The organism is Paenibacillus sp. EPM92, assembly GCF_016586185.1.
In the GTDB taxonomy this organism is placed as follows: domain Bacteria; phylum Bacillota; class Bacilli; order Paenibacillales; family NBRC-103111; genus Paenibacillus_G; species Paenibacillus_G validus.
Genome location: NZ_BCPS01000064.1, coordinates 67474 through 81085, shown reverse-complemented (window position 1 = coordinate 81085; position 13612 = coordinate 67474). Strand labels below are relative to the sequence as shown.

Sequence of the window (13612 nt, the reverse complement as noted above, 5' to 3'; positions counted from 1 at the left end):
GCGAGCGGACTAAACGGCTCAGCCGCCCGACATATCTTCCACATCTCTAACATGAATTTGATAATCACTGACCCTCTCGCCACATCCCTCGATCAGCGAACACGTAGACGCTTATGCTGCTTGTTATACCGCTTCCGCCGTTTCCTCCGCCATAAAATGCCGGTAACCCCGCGAGAATCCTATTTACTGCCCATAATTTCCCCGGAAATGATTTGCCCGTTCCAGCTCCAGAACGACAATGTTTCGTGCGTCAGCCCCTTCACATGGGCCGCGTCCGCTGCCGTGCCCGTCTGTTCCCAAGTCCAACCGAGCAGGCGGCATGCGATGATAGGGCACAAATATATTGGCCAGGCCGGGAAGTGTTGCTGGTCGAGGATATTTTCCAACCGCCGTCCGGGAACAGGCGGACGCCTTCGACCAGCACGGTTGCGAGGTGCTTGCGCAAAGCTGCGATATAGAAGCCGAATCGGCTGTTCGCGCCGAACAGCTTCTCCAAGGCAAAGTAGGCGGTTCAGCTTTTACCCGCCAAGTCCATGTTGATTCTTGCCAGCCCGACAAAAAAACGTTCGTCAAAAACGTCCAAGCTATCGGCTGTCGTATCTTCCGCACCGACCATCGTGCGGGAGCTGTCGAGCCCCTTTCCCTTGCGGATCAAGTAGCAAACGTGCTTCTGATGTCCGGGATCTTCCTGGGCTACCTGGAATTAAATGGTTAGTTTTTTACGACTTTGGTGATGCCAGCATCCCTTGGAACGGATCGATCGGTTCGGCTGATCATTCAAAAAGTTGCGCGTTCGTATACATTGGTATACAATTTATGTGAACATTATTAACATATAAGAGGTTTATGATGGCGGAAACTTATCGCAAATCCAAAGTCGAGCATTATGTCTCGCGACTCCTGCTTCGAAAGAACGCTTTGAAGCGGCAAGTGGAGCAAGCGGAATTTGTGGAGATGAAAGATTTTTTCAGAGGGCAGCTCGCAGCCATCGATTTGATTATCGATGAGTTGACCGCAGAGTTTGCGCTTGAAGAATCACATACAAAGATCGAGGGGGAATCTTGCTCATGAACACAGGCACGACAGCGGCTAAACAGCAGCCGCAGCACAGCCAAATCAAGAAGTTGAAATTGCTCCGCAGGTCTATTTTCATGACCATAGGGGCTGCAATGGTTTCGGTAGGCTTAGAAATTTTTCTGGTGCCCAACAAAATCATCGACGGCGGGATCGTCGGCATTTCCATCATTTCCTCAGCGTTAAGCGGACTGCCTCTAGGTATTTTTCTGTTACTTCTCAACCTTCCGTTTCTTGTTGTAGGGTATAAGCAAATCGGAAAAACGTTCGCGATTTCCACCCTATACTCCGTCCTGATCATGTCGATCGGCACTACGCTGCTCCATCCGGTCCCGCCCCTTACCATCGATCCGCTGTTAGCTGCGGTATTCGGCGGCATCATTCTGGGCATCGGCGTAGGCCTCGTCATCCGCTCCGGCGGATCGCTCGACGGTACGGAAATCGTGGCGATCTTGTTCAGCAAGAAGTCGGCGTTCTCGGTCGGCGAAATCGTCATGTTCATCAACCTCTTCATCCTCGGAAGCGCCGGCTTCGTGTTCGGTTGGGATCACGCCATGTATTCATTGATTGCTTACTATATTGCCTTCAAGATGATTGACATTACGATCGAAGGGTTCGACGAATCCAAATCCGTCTGGATCATTAGCGACTACAACAAGGAAATCGGCGAAGCGATTCTCCACCGTCTAGGCCGTGGAGTCACGTATTTGAACGGCGAGGGCGCCTTTACCGGAGGCCCGAAGCGAGTCATTTTCTGCGTGATTAACCGCCTTGAAGAGGCAAAGATGAAGACGATCGTAGAGGAAATGGATCCTGCCGCCTTCCTCGCCATCGGCAACATCCACGATGTGAAAGGCGGACGCTTTAAGAAGAAAGATATTCATTGAGTGGAACAAGCAGGCCAAAAACCTCCACCCCCGCCGGATCTGGCGGGGGTGGAGGTTTTTCATGAATCATATCCGTACAGGAGGTCTACTTCCCGTTCAATTGCCACCATTTCAGGTACGTGTAAGGATCAACGGGTTGCCATGGATTAATAGTATAAATGCCGAAGTGCAGATGCGGATCGAATTTTCCTTCCGTGCCGACCGGCCCGTAACCGGTATTTCCTACATAGCCGAGCAATTGGCCTTTCCGAACGGTTGCGCCCTTCTTCATGCCGTCCGCGTAGCCGGACAAGTGGGCATAGTAAAATTGCGTATTGTCATCCACTTTGACCGAAATGCGCCAACCGCCATACTCGTTCCAGCCGATGTTTACGATGGTTCCGTCCATGACGCTGTAAACGGGCGTTCCCTTCTTCGCCATAATATCGACGCCTTCATGTGTTCGAGTTTCCGTCCCGTCCGGAGACCATGTCCGGGAATCGGCGTAATTGTTCGTAAACGGTTCATATGTACCTGCCCGCAGCGGGAAAATGCCTTCCAGATATGCCGCAGGCTTTTGCGGAATATGAATGGCGAGTCCCGGCCATATATTGTTCGGATCGGCGATTTGCGGGTTCGCTTGGATGAGCGTGAGTGTGCTGATTCCGTAACGGGCGGCTATTTTCCAAAAAGTATCGCCGTTTTGGATGATATACGTATTCGGATCGTCAGGGAGCTGTAAGACTTGCCCCGGATAAATCGAGGTCGAGGATAGCCCGTTTGTTTTTACGATTTGATCAACAGTCGTCTTGTTTGCCGCAGCGATTTTCCATAAGGAATCTCCCGGCTTGACCGTGTATGCGGATGCATGGGCCGTCAAGGCGATGGACATACTGGCTACGGTGCTCATGAGCAGGAAAGTAATCTTTTTTCTCAAGCGGTGCCAACTCCTTTGATGTATTATGCTTGCACCGTTGATTATAGACGAGGAAACGTTTGAATTCTAACGTTAAATATTGGGAAGAAGCCCACCGCACAGTCACGCGAACTCTTGAATCTCAGACGCTCACCACGCTTTCGACAACCGTCAGCGTAGATTGGGTCGCGTTCAAATTAACCCTAGCGCCGATCGGAATAGCCGCCTTGTAGATCCCGTGTCCGGACGCCAAATTCGTCAGCAGCGGTTTGCCGAGCGGCACAAGCACCTCATTGATCAAATCGTCGTATGTTTTTCCGTAGGCCACCTGGCAGCCCGTGCATTCACCCATGACGATCCCGATGCAATCCCTGAATTTTCCAGCCAACTTCAACCGGTTGATCATGCGGTATACTTTGTTGATCGGCTCGTGCGTATCTTCCAGCAGCAAAATTTTCCCTCTCGTGTCAATTTCAAAGGGCGTTCCGAGCGTATCCGAGAACGAGGTCAGATTGCCGCCCACGATCGGACCCGTGACGTTGCCGCCCACCCTGCCGATGAGCGGAAAGCCCGGCGGGTTCAAGATAGGCCTTGTTGCGACCGGAGTAGAAGTTGCCTGAAAAAATTGATTGAAACTATAAGCGGGTTCGGAAGTAGTGAAATTGATGAGGAGCAAGCTGTGGAAGGTTATCAGATTGGCGAACTGGTACAGGACGTTAAGCAAAACGGTAATATCGCTGTAGCCCGAAACGATTTTCGGATTGCGGGCAATGACAGGATAATCGAGAAACGGCAAAATACCGGCTACGCCCACGCCTCCTCGCGTAGGGAGAATCATGTTGACGTTCGGATTCTCGATCATGCTCATGAAATCGGCTGCGCGTTGTTGATCCGTGCCGGCGAGATATCCGTCTGCGGCATAGACGTATCTTCCTAAGACAACTTGAAAACCAAGGGCTTGCAATGTCATCACTCGGTTGTTGATGATTTCCGGGCTGAGGGGGCTTCCCAATGCGACAATGCCTATGGTGTCCCCCTGCTGCAAAATCGGCGGTTTAATCGCCATAACTTCCCACCCCTCCACTAGGCATTTGTACCAGCATATGTACGTGGAGCCGGAAAGATGCGGGATGAATGCGATATGCCGTCCGGTAACGAAACGGCCCAGCCTGGGCCCAGGCTCATTTTAACGTTGGAGCGTTTTTTTTAATGACCGACATGATCCAATAGAGGAGCGGCAAACATTCCATGACCAGCGCGAAAGTCGGCCAAGCGTGCAGCAGAAATTGATTGTGCTCGATCGAATTGTCCACGATATGCATGGAAAGTCCCAGCATAATCGCGCCGAACGAGAAAGTAAGCGGCCTCGTATCTTTAAGCCTGAATAGCTGGGCCGTGATGAATACCGGAATATAAAGCAGAATACTAATTTTAACAAATAAGCTGGACAACCAAATGGCAACCACAATAGGGTCCAAATTTTCCAGGAAGCCGCCGATCCGGATAAAACGGATCATTTCCAGCACCGGGTAGGTCAATTGCGCCGACACGTGCGGCCCAAACAACAGCAGACATATCAGGAAACTCATCTCGATAAAGTAAATGCTCGCAGCGGACGACCACAATAAGGAACGAAACGTCTTCCCGGAATTGTGAATATAGGGGAAAATGAAAAGAATCAGCATCATTTCTCCAAACCAGGGGATGAACGGATACGTATCGCTAAATAGACGGCCCGGATTCAAATGCGTAAAGAGCGCAATCGTGCGGTTAAAATTCAAGTCTTTGCCATACATAAAAGGGATGAACGAGGCCGTGCTGAAAATGACGAAAAAAAAGCCGGAGGCACAACGAAAAATCGCTTCGATCCCCGCCCTTACGGCGATTGAAACGACAAAAGCGAACAAGCTGGCGACCATCCACGACGGTGTCGTCGGCAAATACACCTGGATAAGGAAATCCGTGATCTCCCGCAGCACCAGGCCGGCAAGATGAATAAAAAAGAAACCAAATCCGATCATCAGAATGATATGAAGCCAGCGGCCCACCAGCTCCTTGCCGTAGTGAACCAGAAACTCGCTCGGTCTGCGCTTGGCAAGCGCAAAGGAAATATAAGTAATAAGCAGCCCTCCGGCAAAGGCAGTCAAGATGACCAACCAGCCCTGATAATCCGCCGTCGGGAAAATCAGACCCATTAAAAATCCCGTAGCCGTCGAAAAATGGAACAGGACGAACATTAAACCTAGCTGAAGCTGGGTGACCCGCTGCATGAACAGCCGCCTCCTTAGTTTCGAACGATGTGTGCTATAGGGCCAAACATCCATTCAATCAGTTGATTAGGACTTGGGAGGCCCTCGACGGTATAAACCGCGAATATATACCCATAAGCAACAAGCAGCCAGCCGCCTACAATCCAGTAGGTTCTTTTTTGCCGTTGGCGGGCTTTTAGAAAATGCCACTCATAGTACGCTATCCCAAGAAAAATGACGGTCATGACAATCATCGCGATCCACCCTGTTGACGCTGCATCTGACGCACGATTGGATTTTTTTCAACTCCCGTTCTTTTCACGCTTACTTGGGTAACCACGCTAAATTCGCAGTTTTTATACGTGCTGCGCCAATGGTCCTGATTCTCGTACCATACTTTAGGATACCGCCATTCGATATATCTGCCGAATGCGAACACATCGATCCCCATTTGCTGCGTTTTTTGAATGGCACTCATAATTCTTCCCTTCAATTGCTGCGACAGCAAATTTTCGATCTTGCTGATTTGCTCCGGATCGTTCAAATCAATATCCGATTCCGATGACATGACGTCGTCTTCCGCTTCAATCCGGATATCAAATCGGATACGGTCTCCCGAGACAACGGGTTTTATTTGGGATTTCGAGTTCAAGATGAGAAAACTAATCGTTTTTCCATCGGTCGGCGACTTCAACGAAATGACGGAGCTTTTCATTTTTCCATCAATCCAGAGCGCCGCTCTCATCTCCTGAACATTGAAGGTTCCGACCATTTTTCCGTTTTTAAAGAGGGCGGCGCCATCCGTGCCTACCCATGTGCTTAACTTCCCCTTCTCGCTTACCATCTTCACTTTGCCAATCGTTAGCAGCGCGGCAGCCGCATCCCCTCCTCTTGCGGCCGCTTCTAACAAGTCTTTGACACTCGTATCCAAAGTGACTTTTCGTTCGGCAAATTCACGCAGCACCTCGGAAGGAAGCCGCTCAAACACAGGGGTTAACTCGGTGATGTCTTTTCCTTTCCCGGGGGCGACCAAGAAGTAGCTTTTCGTGTGAAAGTTCGGTTCACGGGTCACGAATTCCAGGATCGGATCGACGCCGGACTCCGCCATTTTGGTACCGACGATAATGATCCGGCAGTGTCCCCATGATATTTCCCGGGATAGATCCGAGCGGATTTTCCGGATGGCCTCGGGGATGCTGCCGGCTCTCTTGCTCACAATCGCATAAGGATTTCCGTCGCTGGCCCCTCCCGAAGGCATACTGCCCCCGGACGACAACCGGTTCGACAGGGGAAAGCCTAAGGATACTTCATAGCCGCTCTCCTCGGAAACGTCAACATACATACCGCTCACAAAGGCTCTATCGTTGATTTCGACCCTGGACCAGCATCCGGTCATCCAGAGCAAACAGGCGGCTGGCAGGAGCAAACGCGCGGCTTTCATTGTCACATGCAGGAACATCAGTCACCATCATCCTGAGCTAGTATTGGTCTTCCGCGATACGTCATCCGTTCATCGCTTTTCGTTCCGTACAGCAGCGGTCTTTTCTTCATCAGCCACCAGGGAGCCCGAATCAGTACGTCCTTCCAATCGCTAAACACGATAGGCGCAGTAGGTGAAAGATAGGGTGTGCCGAAGGACCGGAGCGATACCAGGTGAATATAAATCAGCAGAATACTGATGATCACACCGTATAAACCGAAGCTCGCGGCAAGGATCATGACCGGGAAGCGCAGGAGACGAAAGGTCAGCCCGAGATCGAAATGCGGTATGATGAAAGAGGCTATGCCCGTAATGGACACGACAATAACCATCGGAGCGGAAACGATGCCTGCCTGAACGGCCGCCTGCCCGATCACCAAAGCTCCGATAATGGAAACGGTTTGTCCGATCGGCTTCGGAATCCGGAGTCCGGCTTCCCTGAGGCCTTCGAACGTAATTTCCATAATGAACGCCTCGACGATAGCGGGAAAAGGAACATTCTCGCGGGCCGCAGCCACCGTGACCAATAAATTCGGAGGCAGCATCTCCGGATGGAACGTCGTTACCGCGATATAAACCGAGGGCAGCAGAAATGAAACCAGCAAAAAGATGAAACGAATCCACCGGATCCACGTGGCGGCAATGAATCGTTGATAGTAATCCTCGGCCGACTGAAGCAGCATGTACAAGGTGACCGGGACAATAATCGGAATCGGCGTTCCGTCCACCAGTATCGCCACTCGCCCTTCCAGCAGGGCTGCGCTTAGCGTGTCCGGCCGTTCCGTATATTGCACCTGAGGAAACGGGGAGAACGGGTTGTCCTCAATAAATTCCTCAATATAGCTGCTGCCCAGCACGCTGTCTATGTCAATTCGGGACAATCGTTCCTTTACTTCATCGACAAGCGTTTGCTTGCATAAACCCTCCACGTAACAGATGACGACAGCGGTTCTCGTATACTTGCCAAACTCGCAATGCTCCGTTTTTAGAGCCGGATGTTTGATTCTTCTGCGGATCATCGTGATGTTGGTCGCTATATCTTCGACAAAAGCCTCTTTAGGTCCGCGGATAACGTTCTCATTTTCCGCCTGTTGAATGGACCTGATCTCAACGGACTTCATCGGAAACAAGACGAGCTGCGGCTCGCTGTCCATCAGACAAACAATCGTACCTTCAAACAAAGCATACAAAGCCTTGTTTAACTCCGTGCTTGTTTCCAGATACGAGACGGGAAGCCGCTTCAGCTCCACAATTTGATGCAGCAGCTCTTGGGCCGATTGCCCCGTCAATTCAAACTGAAGCGGTGACAGGACTTGCTCCTGCAGCAGCTTCTGATCGATCAGTCCCTCGATATAAATCAATGCGAAAGGGATGTTTCCCGGCAATTGAACCTCATGAAACTTAACGTCTGAACATTTGTTTAACTGCTGCCGAAACCAGCCCAGTCTCGCCGCAAAATCATTCCCTACAGGCGGTTCTGAAGAAACCTGTTGCGGCAAAGCGCCGCTAATTTTGCCTTTTCGCTGCTTGGTAAGCCATTTAAGTAAAAACATTAAACACCTCTATAGGTATTTTCTGTATATCATGTCATCAAATATCGTCATTTATGCAAACGAATGCGTAAAGGGCTGTCCCTCCGTAGTGAACTACGCTTGGGACAGCCCTATGAACGGTAACCTGTCGAAACTTCAATTAGCTCCAGTTAAGCTCGGTCATCTTCTTCCTTACATATTCAATCGAGGTCGCGGCATACCAATCGGGGTCGGCTGCCCGCGTATGAAATCCGACTTCCATTGACAAATAGCCCTGATAATCGATTTCTTTAAGCGCACGCAGCACGGCGTCAAAATTGCAGCTCCCTTGTCCGGGCGGCAGACGGTCGGCATCGGAAATATGAATGTGGTGAAGCTTATCCTTTATGCGGTACACATAATCGCTCGGCACTTCATTACGGTAGATCGCATGATACGTATCAAACATCACCTTCACGTTGTCTTCCCCGGATTGCTCCGCCAGCTGCAGCGCGTCGTCGGCCGTTTCGATCAAGTTGCTGTCCGCCGAAGTAGGCTCTACCACCATCGTTATCCCGAGTTCTTTCGCATATTTGGCGCAATCCGTCAAGCCTTCCAGACTATAATTCCAAGCATCCTTCTGCGGCGTTCCGAAAACAGCCCAGCCCGCTACCCAAATCACGGTCGGGCATTCCCATTCGTGGGCAAGGCGGATCACATCCTTGTAATGCCTGACGGTAAACGCCCTCTCCTCCGCCGTAGGCGAGCTCGGGTTCATCCCCGGACCGCCGCCAGGCGCAGGCAGCATGGCAGAAACGTTCAAGCTATGCGATTTCAACAGCGCCTTAACCTCGCTTCTCCGTTCCTTGGATAAATAATCGGGCCAAGCATGCGGACTGGCGCAGCCGATTTCAATGCCGTCATATCCCATACCGGATAATCGCTTCACGACCTCCTCGAGCGGATACGACGGAAGCCAACTCGGAAAAGAACTGTACACCCACGTATTAAACGATATGCCTTTCATTGCCTGCACCTCCAAGAGTAATCGGAATATTACCAAACAAAGACGGCTTTTTCCGTTTTTCTTTCATCAAACATTTGAAATGCCAGCTCCGCTTGTTCCAGCGGGAATTTATGGGTAACTAATTTTTCGACATCAACGTTCTTTCTGACGATGAACTCGCAAATTTCTTCAAATTCCTGGATCGGGAAATACCACGAGCCCATCACCGTAATTTGCTTGCGAATCAACTGCTCGCTTGGCCGGATGGTGGATTCCCGGCATTCGCCTACGAACGCAACCCGTCCATGAGGTCTCACGCAATCCAAGGCTTGATTCTCGGCGATGGTGCTGCCCGAGCAATCGATAGCGGCATCGGCTCCCCGATTCCCGGTCAATTCCCGGATTCTGCTTACGACATCCTCGGTTTTCCCGTTAATCGTAAAGTCGGCCCCCAATTCCTCTTTAGCCAGCTTCAATCGCTCCTCGATCATATCGACGGCGATCACCGTCGCTCCCAGCGCCTTGGCGACCAGAATGCCCGCCCCGCCCATCGGTCCCAATCCGAATACGACCAGCGTGTCTTTGCCTGATATGTGAAGGCGCTTCTGCGCATGATAGAGCGTTCCGACCGCATCGGTAGATACTGCAGCCGCCACGTAACTCATGGAATCAGGAATTTTCATGCAATTTTTCTCAGGCACCACCATGTACTCGGCATCGCCGCCGTGAACATCGAAACCGACGCATTTCCATGAGGTGCAGAACATCATGTACCCGCTCTTGCAATGCACGCACTCTCCGCAGCCCAGCGCAAGGTAAACGGCAACGCGATCCCCTTCGCGAATCGAAGCGACGCCCTCTCCGGTCTGAACGACCAGACCCGCCGGCTCATGTCCCGGAATGATGGTTCTCGTCGCCGCCGCATCTCCCCCTACCACGGGATTGCCGTAATAGATGCTCATATCGCTGCGACAAATGGCGGAGGCTTTCATCTGGATCAAGACTTCATTCGGACCCGGTATCGGCACGGGAAACTCCTGGATTTGAACTTGCTTCTGGCCTGGGAATACGACACCCTTCATCGTGTTCATCCTATAATCCTCCATTCGAAAAAATAATTATTTAACAGAGCCCATCGTCAATCCTTTGATCATGTGATTTCTCACCAGAATGGCGAAGATGAGCACAGGGGTTGTCATAATGGTGGAGGCTGCCGTCAGCTCGCCCCATTTTACGCCGTACATCGTAATGAACTGATTCGCGATAACCGGCGCGGTCACCACATCGTTCCTGGACAGCACCAGGGCAAACATAAATTCATTCCAGCTGAACATCAGACAGATGATCGCGGTTGCCGCTAAGCCCGGAGCGATCAAAGGCAGAATAATCTTGTAAAAGGCCGTCATTCTCGAGCATCCGTCCACCGTCGCGGCTTCTTCCAAATCGATGGGGATATCGTCGAAAAAGCCTTTGAGCATCCAAACGACGAACGATAAATTAAAAGCGGTGTAAGGAATGATCAAAGCGGCATACGTATCGATCAGATCGAGCCAGCTCATCATCATAAAAACCGGAACAAGTGTGGCGGCCGGAGGAAACATCCGGGTCGACAAAATCCAAATCGCGATGTCCTTCCCTCGCTTCAGCCTGAAACGGGATAAAGAGTAAGAGGCGAGCGCGCCGAATGCGACGGAAAGAACCGTGGACACGATGGAAACGAATGCGCTGTTCCACAGCAAACTTGTAAACTCGCTTGAAGACCCTTTATTCGCGAACAGGGCGGTGTAGTTTTCAAAGGTTGGGACAAACACCCAGATGGGCGGCAGCGCCTGTGCATCCCACGACGTTTTGAGCGAAGTGAGCACCATCCATAACACAGGAAAGATGGAAATCACGAGAATGACGTACGTTAACAGATCGAGAAACCGGTTCAGGACCAACCGTTTCGAATTAGAGGGTGATATTCCCATATGTTTCAACCCCAGTACGTAAATGTTCGGTAATCAATCTTGATCCTCAGCTCATTTCGAAGTTTCTCTATAAAGAAAACGGATAAATTGCGACGTAATAACGATAACAAGAATCAGGAATAACCAGGAGATCGCAGAGGCATAACCCGTTTCCCAAAATTTAAATGCCACCCGGTACACGCGCAAGCTCAGCAGCTCCGTGCTTAAACCGGGGCCTCCGTTCGTAAGCGTCCAAACGACATCGAACGATTTAAAAGCATCGATCATCCGAATCAAGAGAACGACTAAAATAACCGGTCTTAGCTGCGGCAAAGTAACATGCCAAAACAATTGCAGCGGCGAGGCGCCGTCCATCCAAGCGGCTTCCACAGGATCATCGGGCAAGGACTGCAAGCCCGCCAATAAGGAAAGCACCATGAAGGGCGTCCATTGCCAGATGTCGACCAAGACGACAACGGGCATCGCCAGCGCATGGTCGCCGAGCCAATTGGGACCGGTGATCCCGAACCAGGCGGATAAATAATAATTGAAGATCCCGAAATCGGTGTTGAACAACCACCTCCACATCAATCCCACCGCGACCGGCGTAGCCATCATAGGCAGCAGCAGCAGCATGCGGATCACAGAGATGCCTTTCATCTTCCGATTCAGAAGTAAAGCGATCAGAATACCAAGAATAAATTCAAAAAAAACGGCACAGCCCACATAAATGACCGTATTTAGAAAAGAAATTTGGACATCCTTATCCGTTAAGGCCCGAACGAAATTGTCCAATCCGACAAAGCTCCAACGTTCCGGCTCCGTCGCTTTGTAATTGGTCAGACTGGTGAGCAAAGAAAAAATAAAGGGAACGATGGTCATCGAGATGAGAACGAGCATCGTCGGCACAAATAATAAATACTTCAACCTGCCCGATTCCTGATTTTTAATCATGGGGTTCACTCCGTTTAATGCAGGCGCTTGAGCATGAGCTTTCAAGCGCCTGCCTTATTTAGCTCAATATCCCGCTTGCTTCATCAGCGTTTCAACTTGCTTGGCGCCTTCATTCAGCGCGGTCTTCGCGTCTTTCTTGCCCGATAAATAATCGTTCACGACGATTTGAACCGCTTCGGACACTTGATCGTAATTCGTAATCCGCGGTCTGCCTACGCCTACGCTTAAGGAGGACCCGAGAACCTGATAATATTCCTTCAATAAGGGATCGGATAACGATTTGGCTGCATCGTAAGCGGATTTACGAGTCACATGCTGATTAAATTTCAAATATCCTTTTTGCACTTCAGGGCTTGTCAAATATTCGGCGAGCTCATAAGACGCTTGTTTGTTTTTGGAGTATTTGCTGATTCCGACGCCCCAAGAGCCAAAGTGCGGGCCTCTTACCACGTTGCCGCCGTTGTCCACGCCCGGGAACACAAAGTAACCGGTTTCGCCGCCCTTGACCTTCGGATCGAGCTTCATATCGTGGTAGTTCATCCCCATGGCAACCTGTCCGGAACCGAACACCGTAGCGACTTCGTCCCATGTGTAGGTGAGCACGCCGGGAGGCGTTACTTTATGCTGATTGATCCAGCTTCCGTAGGTCTCGAGTGCTTTCACGCCTTTTTCGTCATTAAAGACGGGCTTCAGGTTCGCATCAAAGATGCTTCCGCCGAAATCGCTCAGGAACGACTTGAAATCCACAAAATTCGCTTCGTGCTTTTTCCCCATCAACGTCGTCCCGTACAAATCGATTTTTCCGTCGTTATTCGTGTCCCGTGTGAAAAATTTGGCGATGTCCAGGTACTCGTCCAGCGTTTGCGGAACCGCAAGCTCCCGGTTATACTGCTTTTTGAATGCTTCCATGTTTTTCGGATCTTTGAAGAGATCTTTACGATAGCTTACCGTCAGCACGTTCGATTGGATCGGAAGGCTCCAAATATCGAATCCCGATGAGACGATTTGATCCAGATTGATCTCGTTCATCTGAGGCGGATTCAGCTGAGGGGCATCTTTCTTAAACACGGAGGTATCCATGAACGCCTTGGCAATAAAATCGTTCAGCTGCAAGCTTTCCGGCTTTGCCGCTTTAATATAAGTCGTCATCGGCTCCAAATGCTGAATAATTTTAGGAACCCACGGCGTATCGATGGCAATCAGATCGTAATGGTCGCTTTTTTGAGCCAGCTCGGAGAATACTTTTTCCTGCAGATTGTTATACGGGAACGTATTGACCTCGATCTTGATTCCCGTCTGCTGTGCGTATTTTTTGGCCGCATCGATGATGGCTTCAGACCCGGCTTCAACGGTAGCGTACAGCACTTTAAGCGCTTTCGGTTTTTCATTGGCGGATGTGTTCGTTTCCTGAGCCGTTGGGGAATCATTTTTCGAGCATCCTGTGAAAAGAACAAGTGCCGAAAGTGAAACAAGCATCAAATGTTTTACTTTTTTCATGAACCCTTACCCCTTTTTTTTGAATAGTTAGCGACGCCTTTTATTCAATTATAGGGAGATCGATTTATCGAAAACAGGAGAATAATTTAGCGCAAAGGGGCGAACTTTTT

Annotated in this window: 12 protein-coding genes and 1 pseudogene; 2 read left to right on the top strand and 11 right to left on the bottom strand. The window is 50.4% G+C overall.

Features of this window, described 5'->3' with window-relative positions; genetic code table 11:
* Positions 1-179: 179 nt before the first annotated feature.
* A pseudogene (locus tag JMF85_RS28060) lies at positions 180-637 on the bottom strand (glycoside hydrolase family 52 protein); the annotation flags it as partial.
* A gap of 212 nt (positions 638-849) precedes the next feature.
* Here JMF85_RS28060 and JMF85_RS12710 point away from each other — a divergent pair.
* Positions 850-1071: a hypothetical protein gene (locus JMF85_RS12710; RefSeq protein ID WP_127607457.1), complete on the top strand. Its 222-nt coding sequence runs from the start codon at positions 850-852 to the stop codon at positions 1069-1071.
* Entirely contained in the window at positions 1068-1961 is an 894-nt protein-coding gene (locus JMF85_RS12705; RefSeq protein WP_201318323.1) for a YitT family protein, read from the top strand. Before JMF85_RS12710 ends, JMF85_RS12705 begins: the two co-directional genes overlap by 4 nt.
* A gap of 85 nt (positions 1962-2046) precedes the next feature.
* On the opposite strand, the gene JMF85_RS12700 is transcribed toward JMF85_RS12705, so the two are convergent.
* The 10 genes from JMF85_RS12700 to JMF85_RS12655 all read right to left on the bottom strand — a co-directional run bounded on the left by JMF85_RS12700 (position 2047) and on the right by JMF85_RS12655 (position 13502).
* Positions 2047-2877: a M23 family metallopeptidase gene (locus tag JMF85_RS12700; RefSeq protein WP_127607461.1), complete on the bottom strand. Its 831-nt coding sequence runs from the start codon at positions 2875-2877 to the stop codon at positions 2047-2049.
* 121 nt (positions 2878-2998) lie between these two features.
* Complete coding sequence (locus JMF85_RS12695; RefSeq protein WP_155613851.1) at positions 2999-3922, bottom strand: S66 peptidase family protein; 924 nt, start codon at positions 3920-3922, stop codon at positions 2999-3001.
* Between the two features lie 115 nt (positions 3923-4037).
* A complete protein-coding gene (locus tag JMF85_RS12690; protein ID WP_201318322.1) occupies positions 4038-5126 on the bottom strand; it encodes a GerAB/ArcD/ProY family transporter in 1089 nt (362 codons plus the stop codon).
* 229 nt (positions 5127-5355) lie between these two features.
* Positions 5356-6564, bottom strand: coding sequence for a Ger(x)C family spore germination protein (locus JMF85_RS12685; RefSeq protein WP_201318321.1), 1209 nt, complete (start codon positions 6562-6564; stop codon positions 5356-5358).
* A complete protein-coding gene (locus tag JMF85_RS12680) occupies positions 6564-8138 on the bottom strand; it encodes a spore germination protein (RefSeq protein ID WP_201318320.1) in 1575 nt (524 codons plus the stop codon). The genes JMF85_RS12685 and JMF85_RS12680 overlap by 1 nt, the downstream gene beginning before the upstream one ends.
* A 139-nt stretch (positions 8139-8277) precedes the next feature.
* Positions 8278-9123 carry a sugar phosphate isomerase/epimerase family protein gene (locus tag JMF85_RS12675; RefSeq protein WP_201318319.1) on the bottom strand — a complete coding sequence of 282 codons (846 nt, stop codon included), beginning with the start codon at positions 9121-9123 and terminating at the stop codon, positions 8278-8280.
* Between the two features lie 29 nt (positions 9124-9152).
* Positions 9153-10193, bottom strand: a complete 1041-nt coding sequence (locus JMF85_RS12670; protein WP_230875906.1) for a zinc-dependent alcohol dehydrogenase family protein — start codon at positions 10191-10193, stop codon at positions 9153-9155.
* Positions 10194-10220: 27 nt separating this feature from the next.
* Positions 10221-11072: a carbohydrate ABC transporter permease gene (locus JMF85_RS12665; RefSeq protein ID WP_127607472.1), complete on the bottom strand. Its 852-nt coding sequence runs from the start codon at positions 11070-11072 to the stop codon at positions 10221-10223.
* 51 nt (positions 11073-11123) lie between these two features.
* On the bottom strand, positions 11124-12005 hold the full coding sequence (locus tag JMF85_RS12660; RefSeq protein ID WP_141334438.1) for a carbohydrate ABC transporter permease: 882 nt from the start codon (positions 12003-12005) through the stop codon (positions 11124-11126).
* Between the two features lie 63 nt (positions 12006-12068).
* Positions 12069-13502: an ABC transporter substrate-binding protein gene (locus JMF85_RS12655; RefSeq protein ID WP_236595843.1), complete on the bottom strand. Its 1434-nt coding sequence runs from the start codon at positions 13500-13502 to the stop codon at positions 12069-12071.
* Between the last annotated feature and the right edge of the window lie 110 nt (positions 13503-13612).

What these genes read in the sequence shown, in the direction of transcription:
- JMF85_RS12655 (WP_236595843.1), bottom strand. Translation starts at nt 13,502, where the DNA reads ATGAAAAAAGTAAAACATTTGATGCTTGTTTCACTTTCGGCACTTGTT.
- JMF85_RS12690 (WP_201318322.1), bottom strand. Translation starts at nt 5,126, where the DNA reads ATGCAGCGGGTCACCCAGCTTCAGCTAGGTTTAATGTTCGTCCTGTTC.
- JMF85_RS12695 (WP_155613851.1), bottom strand. Translation starts at nt 3,922, where the DNA reads ATGGCGATTAAACCGCCGATTTTGCAGCAGGGGGACACCATAGGCATT.
- JMF85_RS12680 (WP_201318320.1), bottom strand. Translation starts at nt 8,138, where the DNA reads ATGTTTTTACTTAAATGGCTTACCAAGCAGCGAAAAGGCAAAATTAGC.
- JMF85_RS12710 (WP_127607457.1), top strand. Translation starts at nt 850, where the DNA reads ATGGCGGAAACTTATCGCAAATCCAAAGTCGAGCATTATGTCTCGCGA.
- JMF85_RS12665 (WP_127607472.1), bottom strand. Translation starts at nt 11,072, where the DNA reads ATGGGAATATCACCCTCTAATTCGAAACGGTTGGTCCTGAACCGGTTT.
- JMF85_RS12685 (WP_201318321.1), bottom strand. Translation starts at nt 6,564, where the DNA reads ATGTTCCTGCATGTGACAATGAAAGCCGCGCGTTTGCTCCTGCCAGCC.
- JMF85_RS12675 (WP_201318319.1), bottom strand. Translation starts at nt 9,123, where the DNA reads ATGAAAGGCATATCGTTTAATACGTGGGTGTACAGTTCTTTTCCGAGT.
- JMF85_RS12660 (WP_141334438.1), bottom strand. Translation starts at nt 12,005, where the DNA reads ATGATTAAAAATCAGGAATCGGGCAGGTTGAAGTATTTATTATTTGTG.
- JMF85_RS12705 (WP_201318323.1), top strand. Translation starts at nt 1,068, where the DNA reads ATGAACACAGGCACGACAGCGGCTAAACAGCAGCCGCAGCACAGCCAA.
- JMF85_RS12670 (WP_230875906.1), bottom strand. Translation starts at nt 10,193, where the DNA reads ATGAACACGATGAAGGGTGTCGTATTCCCAGGCCAGAAGCAAGTTCAA.